The 18,695-nt window shown below is 61.2% G+C and carries 15 protein-coding genes; 8 read left to right on the plus strand and 7 right to left on the minus strand.

Annotated features, from left to right (window positions below; genetic code table 11):
- Window positions 1-143: 143 nt before the first annotated feature.
- Together B7Y64_RS17530 and B7Y64_RS17535 are read left to right on the plus strand one after the other, a co-directional pair.
- On the plus strand, window positions 144-1,556 hold the full coding sequence (locus B7Y64_RS17530; protein ID WP_291324806.1) for a sensor histidine kinase: 1,413 nt from the start codon (window positions 144-146) through the stop codon (window positions 1,554-1,556).
- Window positions 1,553-1,972: a S4 domain-containing protein gene (locus B7Y64_RS17535; protein WP_094097628.1), complete on the plus strand. Its 420-nt coding sequence runs from the start codon at window positions 1,553-1,555 to the stop codon at window positions 1,970-1,972. The genes B7Y64_RS17530 and B7Y64_RS17535 overlap by 4 nt, the downstream gene beginning before the upstream one ends.
- Before the next feature lie 217 nt (window positions 1,973-2,189).
- Here the strand turns inward: B7Y64_RS17535 and B7Y64_RS17540 are convergent, their stop codons facing one another.
- The 6 genes from B7Y64_RS17540 to B7Y64_RS17565 form a co-directional block, all read right to left on the minus strand.
- Window positions 2,190-2,837, minus strand: coding sequence for a hypothetical protein (locus tag B7Y64_RS17540; protein WP_291324805.1), 648 nt, complete (start codon window positions 2,835-2,837; stop codon window positions 2,190-2,192).
- Between the two features lie 43 nt (window positions 2,838-2,880).
- The gene (gene radC, locus B7Y64_RS17545) at window positions 2,881-3,543 is read right to left on the minus strand and encodes a DNA repair protein RadC (protein WP_291324804.1); all 663 of its coding nucleotides are present in this window, start codon (window positions 3,541-3,543) and stop codon (window positions 2,881-2,883) included.
- Window positions 3,544-3,547: 4 nt separating this feature from the next.
- Complete coding sequence (locus B7Y64_RS17550) at window positions 3,548-6,469, minus strand: DEAD/DEAH box helicase family protein (protein WP_291324803.1); 2,922 nt, start codon at window positions 6,467-6,469, stop codon at window positions 3,548-3,550.
- Window positions 6,470-6,471: 2 nt separating this feature from the next.
- Window positions 6,472-7,350 carry a Bro-N domain-containing protein gene (locus B7Y64_RS17555; protein ID WP_291324802.1) on the minus strand — a complete coding sequence of 293 codons (879 nt, stop codon included), beginning with the start codon at window positions 7,348-7,350 and terminating at the stop codon, window positions 6,472-6,474.
- Window positions 7,351-7,462: 112 nt separating this feature from the next.
- Entirely contained in the window at window positions 7,463-8,770 is a 1,308-nt protein-coding gene (locus B7Y64_RS17560; RefSeq protein WP_291324801.1) for a restriction endonuclease subunit S, read from the minus strand.
- Window positions 8,767-10,767, minus strand: a complete 2,001-nt coding sequence (locus B7Y64_RS17565; protein WP_291324800.1) for a class I SAM-dependent DNA methyltransferase — start codon at window positions 10,765-10,767, stop codon at window positions 8,767-8,769. Before B7Y64_RS17565 ends, B7Y64_RS17560 begins: the two co-directional genes overlap by 4 nt.
- Before the next feature lie 135 nt (window positions 10,768-10,902).
- Here B7Y64_RS17565 and B7Y64_RS17570 point away from each other — a divergent pair, with 135 nt between their 5' ends.
- The 6 genes from B7Y64_RS17570 (at window position 10,903) to B7Y64_RS17595 (ending at window position 17,439) form a co-directional block, all read left to right on the plus strand.
- Window positions 10,903-12,117: a hypothetical protein gene (locus B7Y64_RS17570; RefSeq protein ID WP_291324799.1), complete on the plus strand. Its 1,215-nt coding sequence runs from the start codon at window positions 10,903-10,905 to the stop codon at window positions 12,115-12,117.
- Between the two features lie 96 nt (window positions 12,118-12,213).
- Window positions 12,214-12,471: an AlpA family phage regulatory protein gene (locus B7Y64_RS17575; RefSeq protein ID WP_291324798.1), complete on the plus strand. Its 258-nt coding sequence runs from the start codon at window positions 12,214-12,216 to the stop codon at window positions 12,469-12,471.
- A gap of 97 nt (window positions 12,472-12,568) precedes the next feature.
- The gene (locus B7Y64_RS17580; RefSeq protein ID WP_291324797.1) at window positions 12,569-15,514 is read left to right on the plus strand and encodes a hypothetical protein; all 2,946 of its coding nucleotides are present in this window, start codon (window positions 12,569-12,571) and stop codon (window positions 15,512-15,514) included.
- Complete coding sequence (locus tag B7Y64_RS17585) at window positions 15,514-15,885, plus strand: hypothetical protein (RefSeq protein WP_291324796.1); 372 nt, start codon at window positions 15,514-15,516, stop codon at window positions 15,883-15,885. The genes B7Y64_RS17580 and B7Y64_RS17585 overlap by 1 nt, the downstream gene beginning before the upstream one ends.
- 9 nt (window positions 15,886-15,894) lie before the next feature.
- Entirely contained in the window at window positions 15,895-16,710 is an 816-nt protein-coding gene (locus B7Y64_RS17590) for a hypothetical protein (RefSeq protein WP_291324795.1), read from the plus strand.
- A gap of 138 nt (window positions 16,711-16,848) precedes the next feature.
- Window positions 16,849-17,439, plus strand: a complete 591-nt coding sequence (locus B7Y64_RS17595) for a hypothetical protein (RefSeq protein WP_291324794.1) — start codon at window positions 16,849-16,851, stop codon at window positions 17,437-17,439.
- A 143-nt stretch (window positions 17,440-17,582) separates the two neighbouring features.
- Here B7Y64_RS17595 and B7Y64_RS17600 read toward each other — a convergent pair whose 3' ends face one another.
- Window positions 17,583-18,527: a putative molybdenum carrier protein gene (locus tag B7Y64_RS17600; protein ID WP_291324793.1), complete on the minus strand. Its 945-nt coding sequence runs from the start codon at window positions 18,525-18,527 to the stop codon at window positions 17,583-17,585.
- Window positions 18,528-18,695: the final 168 nt, after the last annotated feature.

The raw sequence follows: 18,695 nt of genomic DNA on the forward strand, positions 1-18,695 counted from the left end.
GTGGTGGTGTATCGCCTGCGCAAAAAGCTGGCCGGCACGGGCCTGACCCTCATGACGCTGCGCGGGCTGGGCTATCTGCTCAGGGCCGATACGTGACAAGGCCCGCTGCGTTGCGCGCCCCGTCACTGCGGCGGCGGCTGCTGATGGGCATCTTGCTGCCGGTGGTGGCGTTCATCGCCTTCAACACGTTCAGCCTGTACCGCCAGGCCCTGGCATCGCTGAACACCGCCTACGACCGCACCTTGCTGGCATCGGCCAAAACCATCAGCGAACAGCTGGATGTGTCGGGCTACGACGACGCCGCCCAACTGCGGGCCATCGTGCCCTACGCCGCGCTCGAGGCCTTCGAGGCCGACAACCAGAGCCACATGTTCTATCGCGTCTCCACCCTGCAGGGCGAAATGGTCTCGGGATTTGCCGAACTTGCGGCATGGCGCGGGCGCATTCCGGATCGCCCCCCCTATGCCGCGCTGGTGGATTTCTATGACGACCAGTTCCGCGGCGAGAACGTGCGCGTGGCCGTGTTGCTGCAACCCGTGGCCAGTGCCAATGGCCGCGGCATGGCGGTCATCCAGGTGGCGGAAACCCTGGAAGTGCGCGAAACCCTGGCGCTGCAAATCCTGTGGAACACACTGGCCCGGCAGGCGCTGCTGATCGGCGTGATTGCGCTCACCGTGGTCATCGTGGTGCAACGGGCCACGCGCCCGGTGCGCCAGCTCAGTCAACAGCTGCAAGCACGGCCCGATGGCGACCTGAGCCCGATCGCAGCCAGCTCCGCCCCCCGTGAGCTGCAACCCCTGATCGACAGCACCAACCAGGTCATGCAACGGCTGCAGCACCTGCTGCGCCACCAGAAGCGGTTTGTGCGCGACACATCGCACCAGTTGCGCACGCCGCTGGCCGTGCTCAAGACGCAGGTGCAGTCGGCCCTGCGCGGCGATGTGCCGGCTCTACAGGCACTGCAGGAGATCAGCGACACGGTCGACCGCGCCACACAACTGGCCAACCAGATGCTAGCGCTGGCCAAGGTCGAGCAGCTGCGCCAACAAAGCGCGCCGCCGCCAAACCGGTTCGATGACATTCTGCGCGCCGTGGCACTGGACCTGTCACCCCTGATCGCGCAGCGCGACCTCGACTTTGGCATCCACACCGAACCGACAACGGTAGCGGCCCACGAATGGATGCTGCGCGAGCTGGCCCGCAATCTTCTGCACAACGCAATCCGCCATGCCCCGCAAGGCAGCGATCTGGCGGTCGACCTGCGCTGCGCCGATCACCAGGCAGTGCTGCGCATAAGCGACCATGGCAGCGGCGTCGACGATGAACTGGCCGCACGCCTCTTCCAGCCCTTCTCTGCAGGTGACGTACGCACCGGCAGCGGCCTGGGCCTGGCCATCTGCCACGAGATCGTTCAGGCGCTCGGTGGCCGCATCGCGCTGACCAACCGCATGGAATCAGGCCGTGTGGCGGGGCTGGACGCCGTCGTTCACCTGCCACTGCCCCCGCCCACAGACGGCTCCCTCAACACCGCCGCCACGGCACAATCCTCCCCATGAATTCCCCCGAAACGATGCGACTGGACAAATGGCTGTGGTGCGCGCGGTTCTACAAAACCCGCAGCCTGGCCACCGAAGAAATCGGCAAGGGCCGTGTCACCGTCAATGGCCAGCAAGCCAAACCGGCCCGCGACCTGCGCTGTGGCGACACCGTGGCCTTGCGCCAGGGCGTCATCGCACGCACAGTGATCGTGCGGGGATTGAGCGGCGCACGCGGCCCGGCCCCGGTGGCACAACGGCTGTACGAAGAAACACCCGACAGCATCGCCGCCCGTGAAAAAGCCGCCGAGCAACGCCGGCTGGCCCCCGAGCCCGCCGCCGCCTTGCAGGAAGGACGCCCCACAAAACGGGACCGGCGCAACATCGACCGCGCCCAGAACTGGGGCGACCGCTGGAGCGCATCTATCGATGAGTAACGCGCTGGCGCTGTTGTGTCGAACGTAGTCGTTCACATAAAGCCTTGAAACCCGCATGAATGCATGATTTCAAGATTTGAACAATCGCCAATACCCCCAAAAATACCCCCAGTGAATTTGGAGGTCACGTTTTTACGAGCCTGCGACCAATCTAGCGTTCAACATGCGACAACAAAATACCTCGTACTGTTGCGGCGATCCGACGATGGCTACTTACCTATTGGGTCCTTTGCCTCGCTCTGCCCCGCAGCCTTGAATTCGCTGTACGCCTTCTCCCAATCCACCCGGGGGAATGCGTCTTTGGTGCTGTTTCAAGGCTGGTGGTCACTTCGGCCAATTTTTCTGGCGTGATGGGTGCCGATACGACATCCACGGTCAAGGCTTCGATGTGCTGTTTGGCCTCGGGAGTCTTGGCCTGGGCTATCGCAATGGTCTTGGCAGCGGGCGACAGCCGGGCCAGCGCCTGCGCCACCTGTTCGCCCGACATGCGCACGGCGTTCGATGCAGCGCCGTCGGTGGGCTCAGCCTCCAGATACAGCGCAGTGGGGGTGAAGATATAACCTGCGTCGTCCACCACGACCAAGGCCGTGCGCAGGCCAGGTGAACTTTGCACCGCAATGCCAGCGTCCAGCAGCAGCTTGACCGCCTCCACGTTGCCATAGCCCATGCGCATCACGCGGTCGTCAAAATCCAGACTGACGGTCAGCATTTCTTTGGTCAAACGCCCCGCCACCTCCACCATGGCCTGCGCCAGATCGAGCTGAAGACCCGGCCCGGCATAGCAAACCGCCTGCTGGGCTGACCGAACCAGATCAGCAAGGCGCGACGGCGTTAGCGAGCAAAAAAGTGCGTCAGTCGTCGTCATAGCAAACCTTTTGTCAAAACAGCCCCACAGCGCCAGCTGTCGCTCACAACCGCCCTGCTTCCAAAAAGCTGAAATAGTCAACCCGGTTAAAAATGATGTGGTCCAGCAGCTCAATGCCAAGGATGGCCCCGGCTGCCCTGAGCTGGGCGGTGATGTGGATGTCACTCGCCGACGGCTCAACACCACCGGCCGGGTGGTTGTGCGCAACGATGATGGCGGCGGCGCGGTCCGCCAGTGCATCGGCAAATACTTCACGCGGGTGCACCGGGCTTCGATCAATCAAGCCAATCGACACCACACGAATATTCAGTATTTCATTGGCGCCGTTGATACTGGCGCACAGAAAGTGCTCCTGCTTGCGGTCGGCGTAGTGGCGCACATGGGGCAACAGGTCAGCCGGGGTTTCAATCCTGGAGCCCTCGGGTTTGATGCGGCGGCGGGCAAACTCAATGGCCGCCAGCACCAAGGTGGCTTTGGCATCGCCCACGCCGTCAAACTGCGTCAGGTCGTTCGCCGTAACGTGCAAACCCTTTTCGTCCATCAGCCGCACCAGTTTGGCGGCCAGGGTCATCACGTCAATGCTGGCGGTGCCTTTGCCCAGCAGCACGGCCAGCAACTCCTGGTCGCTCAGGGCACACGCGCCTTTGCGCAACAGCTTCTCGCGTGGCCGGTCGTCTTCGGGGATCTGCGCAATGGTCTTGCCCATGGCTTTATGCCGCAACGTGCAGGTGGTGTTGAATCACGGTCATGGCCATGATGTCGAAAATGCCTGCCACATCGGTGTACTTGATGTCCGACAACTCCTCAAAGCGGCCCATATCGTTGTAGACCGCCTGAATCTCGCCGTTCACCTGGCCACGGTAGACGCCGTTCAAATAAATGCCATCCGAGCGATGCGCCGTCACCGTTTGGCGGATCGACAGGTCAGCCGCCTTGGCTTCGGTCACCTGCTTGATGAGAATGGCCTCTTCGTCGCTGATGGGAAATTTGGCCAGGATGTTGTCAATCATTTCCTGCACCGACACCTTGAGCGGCGGCGGGCCAGCGCCCGGCCTGCCTTTACTGGGCTTGAGCTTGACCGGGCCAGCGCTGGTGGTCACTCCCTGGTAGGTCACGCTGGCCTTGGTGACCTCGGTCTGCCGGATCAGCTTCATCAACTCCGACACGCCGCCCGCCTTGATCAGTTGCGGCCCCACGATCTCGGCAAACCTGGCCAGTTCCTGCACCTCATCTGAAAAAGTAAAAAAACAGGTGAGGAAATGAAAGCTCTTCACGAACTTGGCCAGCAGATAGACGAAGGCCTTGCGCTCCTCCATGTCGCTCCACCGCGCCTGGAACCGCTTGCGCAAGGCATCGACCATGTACTGCACCTGTGCATCCGTGCCGGTGGCCAATAGCTTGCCCAGTTCTGCGGCATCCTTTTGCGTGAACAACCCGGCCGCCAAAATCTCGTCGTACAGTTTCAGGCACAGCGCCTGGTCGGGCTCTTGCGGCTCAAACGGCGTGCCTTTGCGGTATTTGATGAACGCCTTCAGGATCGCCTTGGCGTTGTTGGTGAAGTCCACCACCACTACTTTGTCTTTGCCGTCATGGCAGCGGTTTAACCGAGAAACCGTTTGCACCGCATTGCGGTCCACCACCGGCTTGTCCAGAAACATGCCCGCCAGCAAGGGCTGGTCAAACCCGGTTTGAAACTTGTTGGCCACCACCATCAGCCGGTAGTCATCGCCCTCAAACCGGTCTTCAATCAACTCGCCATCCACCAGCCCATTCACCGCATGCTCGCTGATGGCCGCATTGGTTTCGGGGTGGGTAAAGTCTGAAAACGCATACAGCGCACGGTAGTTGGCACCCCGCTCCTTGAGCTTTGCCTGGATGATTTCAAAATACCGCAGCCCCGCCACGCGCGAACTGGTCACGATCATCGCTTTGGCCCGCCCGCCAATCAGCGGCATCACGTCTTTCTCAAAGATGCGCAACATCACCTCGGCCTTGTACTGAATCAAGCCGTCGTCCTGATAGGCCACATTCTTCAGTGCCTTGGCCACCACGCCCGCCGGGTAGCGCGCATCGTCTCCCGGCTTGGGCACCACGGCGCACTCCAAGTGGTACAGCGTCTTGTACGAAATGATGCTGGCCGCCACGTCCACGATGTAGCCCTCGGCAATCGCCTCGGCCTCGGAATAGGTGTCAAACGCCTCGCCAAACAGGTTGACCGTGGCTGGCGCGGGCGTAGCGGTAAACGCCACCATCAACTGGTTCAGGTCGTGCTCGCGGATGATCCTGGCGATGTGCTCCTGCGGGTCGGCGGCGTCATCCGCCGCATCCTCAGCATCCGGTTCATCCGCCTTGCGAAATGGCAGCCGAATAGCAGCGCCCATTTGCCCCTCTTGCGAGCGGTGTGCCTCGTCAATCAAAAAGGCCACCCGCAGCATCTTCAACACCGGGTTGTTCTGGATCTGGTCCAGCACCCAGGCAAACTTTTGTTGCGTGGTCACGATGATCGACTTGCGCTGCGCCATGAAGCGCGGCAAATCGTCCGCCTTGCGGGCCAGGCCCACCACCTCTTTCAGGTGGATGAAGTTCTCCAGGTCCTCCCGCACATTGGTGTCCAGCGACTTGCGGTCGGTCAGGATGAACACCATGTCCACCAGCTTTTCGCTGGTGCCGGGCTTGAACAGGCTGTGCAGCCGGTCTGCCAGCCAGCACATGGTGAGCGTCTTGCCGCTGCCTGCCGAATGGTTGATCAGGTACTTGCGGCCAATGTCGCCACTCGCGGCAAAGTGCTCTGAAATGCTCTCGGCCACCTTGCGCACAGTTCGGCTCTGGTGGTAGCGCGGAAACAGTGTGAAGGCAGGCCGCTCTGGCCTGTCGTCTTGCGCATCCCGGTGCGGCACGCGCACCAGAAAGAACGACAGCGCCTCCATCAACGCGTCCGGCCCCAGCACCTCGCGGTACAAAAACTCCACCGGGTATTCGGTATCAACACTGGCCTGGTTGGTCAGCCCCATGTTGTGCCAGCGAAAGTTCTGCTCGCGGCGCGGGTCGGTAGCGGCTTTCACATCGCTGGTGTCAGCGGCCAGGTACAAAAACGGGTGCTGAAAAATCTTGCGCGTGTGGTCGCGCTGGGTGAACTGCGCCACGGCGTCGTGCACCGTCTGGTTCTTTTCGTGCTTCAGCTCCAGCGCCACGATGGGCAGGCCGTTGAGGAAGAAGACGAAGTCAATTTCGTGGTTCGCCTCGCCAAAGTAAAAATGCGGCCGAAAGCTGATGCGGTTCTGTGCGTACCTGGGCGCGGCCGCACTCTCGCTGGAGCGGGGCTTGGGGTAGAACAGGCGCAGCTCCAGCCCGCGCACCTTCAGGCCATTGCGCAGCAGCAACCACAGCGGCGTGTGGGCCAGTTCGCTGCGCAGGGCTTTGAACACCTCATCGCGCGCATCGGTGCCGTAGTCCGCATGCAGTTTTTCGAGTGCCTGAGCCTGCGTGGCATTCAAAAAGTCCCACAGCGCATCTTCGGCAATGCAGTGCTCGGTGTCGGTGATGTCGGCCTGCGCCAGCACGCCATAGCGGTGCACCCGGACAAGGAAGTCTGCAATGTGCTTTTGAAACTTCAACTCCGGTGCCTTTGCCATGATCAGCCCTCACTGCCTTTGATTTTTTTGACCCGGCTCACCGGCTTCGCCGCCAGCTGCTTGAAGTTGTCTGGCGAGATGACCGGCTTGCCGCTTTGCCTCTCAATGTCCTTGCGCGTGCGCCCGGCCACGGCGCCGCCATCTTTGGCGTCTTTTTTGAGCCTGGGCATGCCCACCGAATCGCGGTCGCGGTGCAGCTTGGTGGTGGTGGCCTCGCCCAGCATGGTCAGAATCAGCTCGATGTCGGTCATGTGGTCGCGCAGGTTCTCGCGCGCCAGGGCTTTCACCTGCTTGTACTCGTCCACCCTAAGGGCAAAGGTGCCTTGCATGATCTCGTTGGTCAGGATGGCGAACTCCTGGCTGCTGGTCACGCCGCGCTGCTTCCACTCATCCGTCAGGTCTTGCCGCACGGCAATGCCGCGCAGGCGCTTGTCGATCCACTCCTTGGGGTAACCCTTTTTCTCGTACAGCTCCTGCATGCGGCCCATGGCCAGCTCGGGGTTTTCGATCTCGTCCAGCCGCTCTTTGCCCACCTTGGCCAGCCAGCGTTTGAACGGCTCGGCCTTGGGGCTGGGGATGGACTGGATCAGGCGAAATATGCCTTGCGTGTTCCAACATTGCAGCTTTTGCCGCCCGCCCGCCGTATCGAACGCCAGCCCAAGGGGGGGGACAATTTGTCCCCCCCCTTGGCTGTCCAGGCCCAGAGCCGGGTCGCGCCTGCGCATCTTCTTCCAGTAGTCCGACGGGTCCGCCGCATCGGTCAGCGCGGCAATGATGTCGGTGATGACAAACCACCACTCGTCGTTGTGCAGTGCTCGGCGAATCTCGCGGCTCTGGAACAGGGCCACACCCGGTTTGGATTGGCCTTCAGCATTCGTCATGGCTCTCCCCCAAGAGAATTTATGCCAAATATGCCTCTAGCCCTTACCCAATAAGCGCTAATAGCTATCAATTTAATTGCAAACATCCAGTACGGCTGATTGGGCAGGGCATTCATGCAATGGCCGCAACATCCACCTCAGTCACCCGCCGCTGCCCGGTCACGCATTCGTGGATCAGGGACTTGCGGTAGGCGATGAGGGTGTCGATTTGGGCAGTGATGGTGGCCGTAATGCGGTTCACCTCGGCCGTCTTTTCATCCAGATGGGCGCAGATGGCTTCTTGCTCGGCCAGCGGTGGCAAGGGAATAGGGAACTGGCCCACCTTGGTGGCGTTGGTGTTGGCCAGGTTGGTGGTCTTCTTGCCCGTGGCCTCAAAGTAGTCGCGCCCGTACTGGGCGGCCGTGGCGTAGGCCAGAAACATCGGCTTGAGCTTGTGCGCGAAGCAGCGCACGGCAAAGATGTGGTTTTGGTGCAGACAACCCGGAATCTCGCCGCGCCACAAATGGCCGCGCCCCAGCTTGTCCAGGTCGCCGCCCTCGGTCATCAGCACATCGTTCGGGCGCAGCTCTACCCCGGCCGCCACGCTGGCCGGGAGTTCGATCACCGACACGTCGGCCAAATCAAGGTGGCCGTCCTGCACATTGCCCACGCGCAAATACGGGCGCTCGACCAACTCGCCTTCGTACTGCTTGCCCAGCGTCAGACCACCGCGAATTTCGGCGATGCGCTTGAGGGCCACCAGTTTCCAGCCGAGCGGAACTTGCACCAGCCACACATTGCCGGTGGGTTCGAGCGCCGCGTCGGCCGCGATGCCCCGTGTGACCGCCCGCTGAATGATGGACTTGCGCAGGGCCTCCAGGGTGTCAAGCTGGCGGCGTTTGGCAGAGACGGCGGCGTCGATGGCGGCACAGCTTGCGTCCAGGTAGGTGGCAATGCGTTGTTGCTCGGGCAGGGGTGGCAGCGTGACAGTGAATGCATTGAAATCCTTGTCCCCAATGGCCGGGTACCCAACGCCGGTGGCTGCGGCCTCGAAATACTGCCGGGCATTCTCGGACAACAGGTGGTAGTAAGTAAATTGCGGTGCGAGTTTGTTTGACTGTGGCTCCACAACATTAAAGCCAGTCGAACAAATCAAGTGCTTGGGTGCACTGGCAAAAAAGGCCACCGCCTGCAAATTGGGTCGGACAGACGAAATGACTGTGCTACCAGAAGCCACCCGCCGCCGCGCACGAGACGGCGCATTTTCAAAACGGAGGTGTTCGATTGCATCGGTGGAGACCACGCCGTTGTAGTTGACGTTCGAGATTTCAAGGTAGTCAAACTCGTAGTCCGCATCAGTTCCGGCGGGCAGCGCGTTGGCATTCACCCTTGCCACGTCTTTCAGTCGCTCGACCTTCCAACCTGAGGGCACAGCACTCATTTCGCCAACCCCTCCAACATCTTCTCCGCCTCTTGCTCCAGCTCCCAGAACCTGGCCAGCAAGTCTTTGGCCGGGGTCGGCGGCTGGTAGCGGTAGAAGTATTTGTTGGGCAGGATTTCGTAGCCCAGTTGCGGGCTGTCTTCCCACCGAATGATGGGCTTGGCGATCTCGCGCTTCAAAAAGGCGGCGATGTCTTCGCCATACGGGATGTATTCATCGTCGGCCACGTAGTGCCGGTGCGTCCACTCGACCGACAGGATTTCGGGCCACAGGGTTGCGCTGTCGCCCAAGGCGGCTTTGAGCTTTTTGGTGGCGCTGTCGGCGGGTTTGAGGGCGATGGTGATGGTTTTCTCTTGGCCCTCCGCCTTCACGCGCACGCGGAAGGTGAGGTCGCTGTCGTGAAAGTCCTGCTCTTTTTTGAGGTTGGCGGCGGTAAAGGCTTTCTCGTACGGCTCGGTCACGGTGGCGGGCTGGTCGTTGGCGTCGGTCTGCCAGAACACGACCTTGACCTTGTGGAAAGCGAAGTCCTGGGCTTTGAACAGCTTGACGTGGGCGTCGTCAAAGCCTTTGGCCCACCCCTTCTGATACCGGGTTTCAATCCACTGGCGGTGCACGTCGGCCATGCGGTTGCGCTTGTTGCCGAAGGCTTTGGGCTCTTTTTCGCACTGCTGGCGCGCGTCGATCAGCATCACGCGGCCTTTGTGGCTGGCGGGCTTGTCGTTGCGCAGCAGCCAGATATAGGTGTAGATGCCGGTGTTGTAGAAGAGCTGGTCGGGCAGCATGACGATGGCATCGAGCCAGTCGTTCTCCAGAATCCAGCGGCGGATTTCGCTCTCGCCCGAGCCGCAGTCGCCGTTGGACAGCGGCGAGCCGTTGAAGACGATGGCGATGCGGCTGCCGCCGTCGGAGGGCTCCACCATTTTGGCGAGCATGGTTTGCAGAAACAGCAGCGCACCGTCGTTCACACGGGGCAGGCCTGCGCGGTAGCGGGTTTTGAGCAGCTTGCGCGCCTCGGTCTCATACCCGTCTTTGCCGCCCCAGGTGACGCCAAAGGGCGGATTGCTCAGCATGCGGTTGAAGCGGTATTTGCTCTCGGGCAACTGGTCGCCGGGTTCTTTGCTGTGCGGGTCGTGCGGAATCAGCGAGTTGCCCAGGAAAACCGTTTTGCGTTGCTGCGCCTCGTTTTTGATCAGCAGGTCGGCCTGGCAAATGGCGTAGTTGGAGGGTGACAGCTCCTGGCCGTGCACGGTCAGGTACTTTTCCACCCGGTCTTTTTCAGCCGGTGTGGCGGCCCGTTCGAGCAGGTGCTCTTTGGCGACGGACAACATGCCGCCGGTGCCGCAGGCCGGGTCGTACACGGAAAAGTGCCGGTCGGGGATGGGGATGTCCAGCAGCTCCACCATCAGGCGAACCACTTCGCGCGGGGTGAAGTGTTCTCCGGCCTCGTCACCACTTTGCTCCGAGAAGCGCCGCAGCAGCTCTTCGTAGATGTAGCCCATCTCCAGGCCCGAGAGCTGGTCGGGGCCCAGGGGCAGTTCCTTGTACTGGTTGAGGATGGGGGCCAGCCGGTTGTTCTTCACCATCAGGGTGATGGTGGCGCGGTAGTTGAAGTGCTCGATGATTTCCTCCACCGCTGGCGAGAAGCCATTGATGTACGAGCGGAAGTTGGCCTCCAGCAGCGTATGGTCTTCTTCATAGACCTTGCGCAGCGTCCAGTGGGTGGAGTTCGAGAAAGGCGACTGCTTCGGGTTCAGCTCCAGGTCTTTCACCAGCTTGGCGAGCGCGTCCTCGGTGAGCTGGGGCCGCTTGGCCAGCACTTCGGCACTTTTGGCATCGCGCCAGGCGAGCAGCACGCATTCGAGCCGCCGGATGACGATGATGGGCAGGATGACGCTTTGGTATTCATACGCCTTGAACTTGCCACGCAGGCGCTCGGCGGATTTCCAGATTTCGTTGGCGAGGTTGTCGAGCTTGGGTTTGTTGAGCGAGAGCGCCATTGATTGTTTTTTCCTGTCTCTGTCCGTGAGCCGATGACCATCTGCAGCCACGCAATCAACCGCCGCCGGAGGGCCGTGTACAGTGGGTGCAATAGCGGTGAACAAAGTGTATTGCACCACAGCAACGGGGGAGAAATGGCCGATTTTGACTCTCTGACCTGGGCGTTGGACGTCTGGTTCGACAGCCCCCTTAGTGGCCTACCTGAAACGCTGCGCCAACGGGTTCAACAAGAGTTCTTTCCCATGCCGTGGGATCAACTGTCTGCCGACCAGCGCCGCAGTGTTGCCCTGCAGCTCGACTATCAGCATGACCCTGCCACCGAGCAGGACCAGAAGTTTTGGTGGGACTTTTTTGAGCGGGTGGGCGGCCTGAAAAAGCAGGTTGCTGAATGGGAGGCGGTTGCCACCCCCACCGCTGCGGAACTGGCAACCAAGGAAGGCCGACTGGCGGAGCTCCAACAAGAGCTGACCCGCATGGAAGCGCAGAAACGTGCGGCGCGGGGAGACTATTTCCCCGAACGGCCCCACTCCAAAGGGCAAGAAAAACCTCATATATCTCCCAGCCCAGGCGCGCGGTACATCCCTTATCCCAAGGCCATGCAACAACTGGTTCAGCGCCTCGGTGCGTCACCTGAAGAACTGGCCGCCTGGATCTTTATGGGGCCAGAGCGTGGCGGGATCGCCGCGTACGTGAATGCCAATGAGCTGGATTCACCGCCACGTTTTTCGTATGCCTACTTCGTGGGCACATCCGACTACATCGCGCCGCTCATGGGATGCTGGTTCAAGGCCGATGATGTGGAGCAGTTTGTCCCGGCAGACCGCTACATCGTTGGCGCCGCATTGATCGAACGGTGGAACAAAAGGCCTGGTTTGCGAGCGGAGGCATTCATTCACGCCAAGATTGCGGAGTCCCGGCTTTTAGATATTCATCCGATCTATGGCGGGACGCGGGGCACGTTTTCAGAGCAGTCCGATTGGCCAGGGCTGGAGAGTGGGTTGTTTGCGTTGGCCCAGGTAGAGGCGATTGAGGCTGAGGATTTTGACGCGGCCATTGACACAGGTAGCTTGGCAATGGCTGGTGAGGTCGATCCTGGAGTGCCGCCAGAGGAGATTGCGGTGGTGGGGTCATCAGAGTGGCGCAAGCAAACTGCCAAAGCGGCCGCCGACGTGTTGCACGACAGACCCGGGGGTAGCAGAGACAAGAAAAAGCAGATTCGTGCAATTTGGGCCAGTGGGAAATATTCGTCACGAACCCGTTGTGCCGAGGAAGAGTGCGCCGCGTTAGACATGTCCTACGACGCTGCCCGGAAGGCTCTGACGAACACACCTGACCCTAGTCGATGCTAAGCACAGCCTAGCCGCTGCTAGGCACAAGCACTTCGCAGAAATGGGCCCTCCCGGCCCAATTGCGGCATGTCCAACAACACCCACCGAGGTGCGAACATGCTGCACACCATCCTGCGCATCCCCGCCGCCAAAACCCAATCGGGCTACTCCCGCTCGACCATCTACCTGCGCATTGCGCAAGGCTTGTGGACCAAGCCCGTCAGCCTGGGGCCGCGCGCCGTGGGCTGGCCCGCCCATGAAGTCGATGCGCTGAACGCGGCGCGCATCTCGGGCAAGACAGATGATCAAATCCGCGAGCTGGTCGAGTCGCTGCACACCAAGCGCAAAGAGCTGATGGCTGCTTGGGGTCTGTAGAAATGACGAGCTTTCTTCAACCCCTCCTCTATTGGCTGGTCCAGTCTGCACCTTATGCCACTGCCATTGTCTTGGGTGGCGCATTGAAAGGGTGTGTATGAACGTTCTGATCGACCCATGCCCGCTGGCGACCAAAAATCTCGCAACGCCAGACAACTCTCACAACTGCGAACCGGAAAACGCGGGTGATGCGGAGCAAACCAAGCCCGCAGATCCCACAAAACTGCCGCTGGCCTTCACGGTCATCACTAGCATCCGGCCAACCCGGCTCACGAAGATCATTGGGCTGAACGCCGCAGGCGGTATGCGCAAGGAGACGGCTGCCATGCTGGGCCAGGGCCATGCGCAGCGTGTGGTGGTGGCCGATCTGAACGGCCTCAAGTCCCATCTGGATGGCCTGACCAGTGCACAGGCCGTCACCTGGGGCGTGACCAAGCAAGAAGCGGTAGCGGTCTGCACGCAAGGGAATGCCGAGGCGCAGCAAGCAGGTGCCATCGCCCGCACCCGCGAGAACTTCCAGTTTATGGCCGCGCCTGGCGTGATGATGCTGGACCACGATGGTTTGCCCGATGGCGAATTGTCGGCGCTGCAGTTTCGTGATCGCCTGATTGCCGCCGCGCCCGCGTTGGCCGATGCCCCCATGCTCTGGCGGCCCAGTGCGTCGGCGGGTTGTGTGGGACCGGATGGCAGCGTCTTGTCGGGGCTGACCCGGCACCGCCTGTACATCCCCGTGGCGGATGCCTCGCTGATACCCGAGGCGGGCAAGGCTCTGGAGGCCTTGCTGTGGGCCGCGCCGGGCGGGGGCTGGTGCGATGTGGGCGCCGCAGGCCAGCGGTTGCCACGTTGCCTGGTGGATGGGTCGGTTTGGCAGCCCGAGCGGCTAGATTTTGCCGGGCCTTCGGTTCTAGCCGACGGGGTGACCCGCTCGGGCGTGGAAGGTGTGGTCTACGGCGACGCCAACGCCCAGTTCAACCTGCACCTGCTGATCGATAGCGCGACACCCTCCATCAAGAAGCAGGCCCAAGCCGGGCTCAAGGCAGCACGCGCAGCAGTTGCTGAAAGATGCGATGCCGCCCGGCGCGACTGGGTGGCAGACAAGGCCCCCGCCCTGGCGCAACGCCGTGGCATCAAGCTGGCGCAAGCCACCAACGTGCTGGAGCGCGCTGCGGTGCATCAGGTGCTGATGGGCGACTTTGAGCTGACCTGCGCCGACGGCCAGGTGGTGACTGTGGCGCAGCTTTTGGACAACCCTTACTGCTGGCACAACACCCGGTTTGCCGACCCGCTCGACCCCGATGCAGACAAGCGCGTGGCCGTGGCCCGGCTGCTGAACGGCACTCGCCCCGACCTGTTCTCACACCGGCATGGGGGGATGCGCTATGAGTTGCGCCGCCAGTCGGCACGGGTTCAGCTGGGCCGGGGCATGCGGGTGGACGCCACCGATGCGGTGCTGCATGTCTTGCGCGAGCGCAGCGAGCTGTTCGACTTTGGCACCAATGCCATTGCCTTTGTTGCCGACGGCAAGGCCACGCCCGTCAGCCGCGACTGGCTTGTGGACCATGCGGGCCGGGTGGCGGAGTTCTACAGCGTCAAGACCGAACGCGATGAAGATGGCAATGTCACGTCCATACGAGAAATCCCCGAAGACGCACCCAGCTACATTGCCAACGCCATCATCGCCAAACACGGCAGCCGCAACTTCCGCAAGCTGACGGCCGTCACCACGGCGCCCACACTGCGGCCCGATGGAAGTGTTTTTGACGAGCCGGGGCATGACCCGGCGACGGGGCTGATGTACGTCACCACCGAAGCCTATCCGCTGGCCGTGCCGTCGGCACCCACGGTCGATCAAGCCCTGGACGCATTGGGCAAGCTGTGGCACCCGATCCGCCTGTTTCCATTTGCCGACGACGTGGCCGTGGGCGTGACCCTGGCCGCCATGTTGGCCGCTTGTTTGCGCCCCGCCCTGCCCACCTGCCCCGCCACCGGCTTTGATGCGCCAGCGGCGGGCACCGGCAAAACTTTGCTGGCAAAGTGCATTGGCGCGCTGGCCACGGGCGGCGATGTCGCCGTGCTGCCACCCACCAATGAAGAGGACGAATGCCGCAAGCGCTTGTTTGCTGCACTGCGCGGCGGCTCCAAGGTGCTGTTGTGGGACAACGTGCGCGAGCCGCTGGGCAACTCGGTGATCGACTCGTTCTTGACTTCGTCTTTGTTTGCCGACCGCGTGTTGGGTGTTTCTGAGAATGTGGAGCTGCCCAACCGCGCCCTGTTTCTGGTGTCGGGCAACAACCTCGTTTTGACGGGCGACACCCACCGCCGGATTCTGCTGGCCCGGCTCGACGCGCAGATTGAAACGCCGTTCAAACGCGAGTTCGAGTTTGACCCGCTCACCGAGGTCTGCAACAACCGCCAGGCCCTGGTGGTGGCCGCGCTGACGATTGTGCTGGCCTACATCGCTGCAGGCCGACCCAAGGTGGGCAAAGGGCGGATTGCCTCGTTTGAGCTGTGGGATGACCTGGTGCGCCAGCCCTTGTGCTGGCTGAGGGAACGTATGGTGGAGTCAGGCCGGGATGTGACCGACTTGCCCCTGTTTGTGGACCCGGCAGATTCCATTGACCGCGCGGCATCAGAAAACCCTGAAACCGCCAAGCTCGCCGCACTGCTGAATGCGTGGGTTACTACTTTCGGCACCACGCCTACGTCACCGGCACAGGCCATCACCAAAGCCACAGAACATTTTGGTGCGCATTCAGTATTGTTCGATGCCCTCGACGAGATCGCGGGGCAAAACGGCAAGCTCAACGTGCGCATCCTGGGCCGCTGGCTGGAGCGCCACTCTGGTCAGCTGTGCACGGGTCTGCGCCTGGTACTGGCTAACAGGACCAACGGCTTGAAGCGCTGGACCGTGGTGCGCACGGTGGAGCGGGCAACAGCGGACAAGGCCAGCCCCACAGTTGCGAGAGTTGTGCCAAGTTGCGAGATTGAGGCCGTTGCTGACACGGCTGAGGCAAGCCAGTTCGACGATGTGAGGATTTTCTGATGACCGCACTGGCCATAGAAACCGTGGTAGAGCAGCTCGCCCATGCTGGATTGAGCCTCTCCCTCGCCCCCGCCGGGGGGCTGGCAGTGGCACCGTCCAGCCTTCTGACTGCGGAGTTGTGCGACCTCATCCGCAGCAGCAAGGCGATGCTGGTGGACTGGCTGGCTGCTGCCAACGATGGTGCCAGCCACGCACCTGATCCGCCCGAGGCCCCTGCGGACTGGAAAGAACGGGCAGCGGTGTACCACGCCCACCACTTCAACTGCGCCACCTGCATCGCCGCCGGGCTTGGCAGCCGATATGGGCAACGCTGTAGCGCTGGCATGGCGCTGTGGCAGGCGTATTGCGATTGCTCTGAACCCCATTTTTGAAAGACCACCATGCACTCCACCACCAGCTCAAGCAGCGACAGCACGGTGTCCTTGTTGCCCACTGCCGACAAAAGCCCCCAACCCTACGAAGTCGTCCGCTTCAACGCCCTCAAGCACGGCATCCTGAGCCGCTACACCGTGCTCAGCCATGAAAACCATGCCGACTACGAAAGTCTGGTCAACTCGTTGATGGATGAACATTTGCCTGCGGGGGCAACTGAACAGCACCTGATCGAAGAACTGGCCAGCGTGATCTGGCGCAAGCGCCGAGTGCTGCAAGCTGAGGGTGCCACTATCAACAAAGGCTTGAAAGAATCCGCGCGCAGTGCCAAGACCATCATCCCGGCCGCAGCACCGTTTGAAATGGGCCTGTCAGGCGAAGGGACCGACATCCGCAACCTGATGGACTTGAAACCCGAGGACGTGACCGAGAGCCAGCGCACTGCCCGCCATGACCTCGATGCCACCAACAAGGCCGCCGCGATCCTGCGCAAAGGTGGCGACCGCGCCTATGACAGAGCCCTGCGCGCCCTGATGCCCGACACCCGCGAATGGTGGCAAAGCTACGTGGACGAGGAGGAATATCCCGCCGATGCCACGGGGCTGGCAGCTTTCATCAGCGAGCACGTTACCCCCTTTGTCTACCAGCAAGAAAAAGAATCCCGCCACCATGGCGCCATCGTCAACCAGGCCCTTGGCGAGGGGCTGCAAGCCTACAAGCTGGAAAAGCTTTCGCGCTACGAAACGCACCTGGACCGCAAGTTTGAGCGCACGCTGGCGATGCTGATCAAGCTGAAAGACCTCCGAAGCCCCCGCGCGGCGTAAATCCACGCGCACTTTTCAGCAAGACGAAATACCCAGGAAAGCAAGCATCCATGCGGGTTGTGGGAGATTTCGCGGGTTTTCACTCCACAACACCTGCACAAGTTGCCAAATGATTTCGACAAAAACCGGAGAAGAAAAATGGGTGGACGCGGTAGTGGGCGGCGCAGCAGCTACAGCGGCAAACCGGAGACCAATGACTCGATGCCGCTTGACATCCGCAAGATCGCCCGCAGTGGCCTGTTGATACCGGGCAGTAGCTTTGGTTGGCAGTGGACGGTGAACGACCGGCCGGTGGCGAGCATCCGTATCCGGTTGGATTGGGAAAGCCTGGTGCTGTCCTACCGCATGAAAAGCACAGGCGAAGTGGTCGAACAACGTGTGCAAACGCAGACTACCCCCTGCCACCTGGGCGGCCAGCGCCACTGGTTCGCCTGCCCCCTGTGCAGCAAGCGGGTGGCCGTGGTTTACGCGCCGGGTCGTTACTTTGCTTGCCGCCAGTGCTGCGGACTGGGATACGCCACACAAAAAGAAGGCGCAGGCGATAGAGCAGCCACCCGCGCAGACAAGCTACGGAAACGGCTGGGCTGGGAGGCTGGCATTTTGAACGGACCGGGTGTAAAGCCCAAGGGCATGCACTGGAAGACTTTCCTGCGGCTCAAAAGCCAGCACGATGCATTGGTCCAGATCAGTTTGCAGGACATGGCCCACCGGTTTGGCTTTCTTCAATAACCACTGGATGGGTGAATTTGTTTCGCAAAACTGCCCTGGATATTGAGGGCGTTGATCGCCCTTGCCCAAAACTTGGCGCGCCCAATGTGAGATGCCAATGTTGTGCCATCGACAAATGAGCATTTGAGGCCTGGCCTCGGTTGTCATGACTGCTTTGAATCCACGACGCCATCACTTGAACGACTGGCTGCGTCAACAGCTTGCAGAAATTCACCTGTCAGGCGATAGATGCCTGGGCGCTTGCTTTCTCGTGGACCGGCGACATTCAGCGTCTCGATCTCATGGTGACGCAGCCATGCGAGCACTTTGACTGCAACATCCGTTACGCCCCCGTCGTCCAGCTGAACGACGAGATACGGTTTGGCCATCCGCTCGGCAAAAATTTGGGTAGCGAGTGTCCCACCTTCCATTCCGCCGATATTGATGATCAATGTGCCATCGCTGTCTTCTACGTTGCGGCGGGTGCGCTGGCGGTAGCCACCATCGGTCAGTTCGGCGAGTTGGTATTTCAATGGGACAGGGCCGTCCTCGGCCTGGCGCCCCCCAGGTGCCCAGCCTCCATGTGTGTACCCGTGCTCAATCGCAAAATCCAGCGCACCACGATCTGCGCCGGTTTGCCCGCCTGAGACAATGTGCTTACAGAAGCGAGGCGGTTCGCGGAGGTGGTTTCGAAACGGCGGCAGCGGTAAAAGTGTTCCGTCGGCAAGAACTTCCATGCGTTCGTCAATGCGGTGATTCGGGTCTTCGCAGGGCTTGTAATAAATGACGCGATACGCATCACCCACCTCCTCCTTGAGACAACGGGTCAGTTGCAGGCCGCGCGTGTGGAATGCCACCCAATCCCAATCACTGGCGTCAAAGTCATCCGAGTAGAACGATGTGCGATCAAACTCGATGGCCCAATCTGCAAACTTGCGCCAGAGTCCTTCTGACATTGGGAACGATTCGTCCCAATACGTTCCATCGCAACAATTGGGACCAACGCCGCCTTGATCGGGCTTGTCGACAAGCCACAGGAACGGCGCGTTCCCATACTCCACCAGCACAGTGAGGATGGGAACAAACGTCTTGCACTCAGAATGATTCATGACCGGATCAATCGTACGCACGGTTGTGCATGCAGGTTCCACCTCGTCGTACTCCGTCACCGCGCGGATGGGGGTCTCCTCGTTTTCAGTGCAATAAGTGACGGTACGCAAAGCTAGCACTGGCGCGGGGGTGGTCTGGGTAGACCGTTGATTTCATTGACTTTCCTG

The organism is Acidovorax sp. 35-64-16, from assembly GCF_002281195.1.
Classification (GTDB): Bacteria; Pseudomonadota; Gammaproteobacteria; order Burkholderiales; family Burkholderiaceae_C; genus Acidovorax; species Acidovorax defluvii.

Coding starts and splice junctions, on each gene's coding strand:
- B7Y64_RS17580 (WP_291324797.1), top strand. CDS start 12,569: ATGAACGTTCTGATCGACCCATGCCCGCTGGCGACCAAAAATCTCGCA.
- B7Y64_RS17570 (WP_291324799.1), top strand. CDS start 10,903: ATGGCCGATTTTGACTCTCTGACCTGGGCGTTGGACGTCTGGTTCGAC.
- B7Y64_RS17590 (WP_291324795.1), top strand. CDS start 15,895: ATGCACTCCACCACCAGCTCAAGCAGCGACAGCACGGTGTCCTTGTTG.
- B7Y64_RS17595 (WP_291324794.1), top strand. CDS start 16,849: ATGGGTGGACGCGGTAGTGGGCGGCGCAGCAGCTACAGCGGCAAACCG.
- B7Y64_RS17585 (WP_291324796.1), top strand. CDS start 15,514: ATGACCGCACTGGCCATAGAAACCGTGGTAGAGCAGCTCGCCCATGCT.
- B7Y64_RS17535 (WP_094097628.1), top strand. CDS start 1,553: ATGAATTCCCCCGAAACGATGCGACTGGACAAATGGCTGTGGTGCGCG.
- B7Y64_RS17600 (WP_291324793.1), bottom strand. CDS start 18,527: ATGAATCATTCTGAGTGCAAGACGTTTGTTCCCATCCTCACTGTGCTG.
- B7Y64_RS17575 (WP_291324798.1), top strand. CDS start 12,214: ATGCTGCACACCATCCTGCGCATCCCCGCCGCCAAAACCCAATCGGGC.
- B7Y64_RS17540 (WP_291324805.1), bottom strand. CDS start 2,837: ATGACGACGACTGACGCACTTTTTTGCTCGCTAACGCCGTCGCGCCTT.
- B7Y64_RS17560 (WP_291324801.1), bottom strand. CDS start 8,770: ATGAGTGCTGTGCCCTCAGGTTGGAAGGTCGAGCGACTGAAAGACGTG.
- B7Y64_RS17565 (WP_291324800.1), bottom strand. CDS start 10,767: ATGGCGCTCTCGCTCAACAAACCCAAGCTCGACAACCTCGCCAACGAA.
- radC (WP_291324804.1), bottom strand. CDS start 3,543: ATGGGCAAGACCATTGCGCAGATCCCCGAAGACGACCGGCCACGCGAG.
- B7Y64_RS17530 (WP_291324806.1), top strand. CDS start 144: ATGGGCATCTTGCTGCCGGTGGTGGCGTTCATCGCCTTCAACACGTTC.
- B7Y64_RS17550 (WP_291324803.1), bottom strand. CDS start 6,469: ATGGCAAAGGCACCGGAGTTGAAGTTTCAAAAGCACATTGCAGACTTC.
- B7Y64_RS17555 (WP_291324802.1), bottom strand. CDS start 7,350: ATGACGAATGCTGAAGGCCAATCCAAACCGGGTGTGGCCCTGTTCCAG.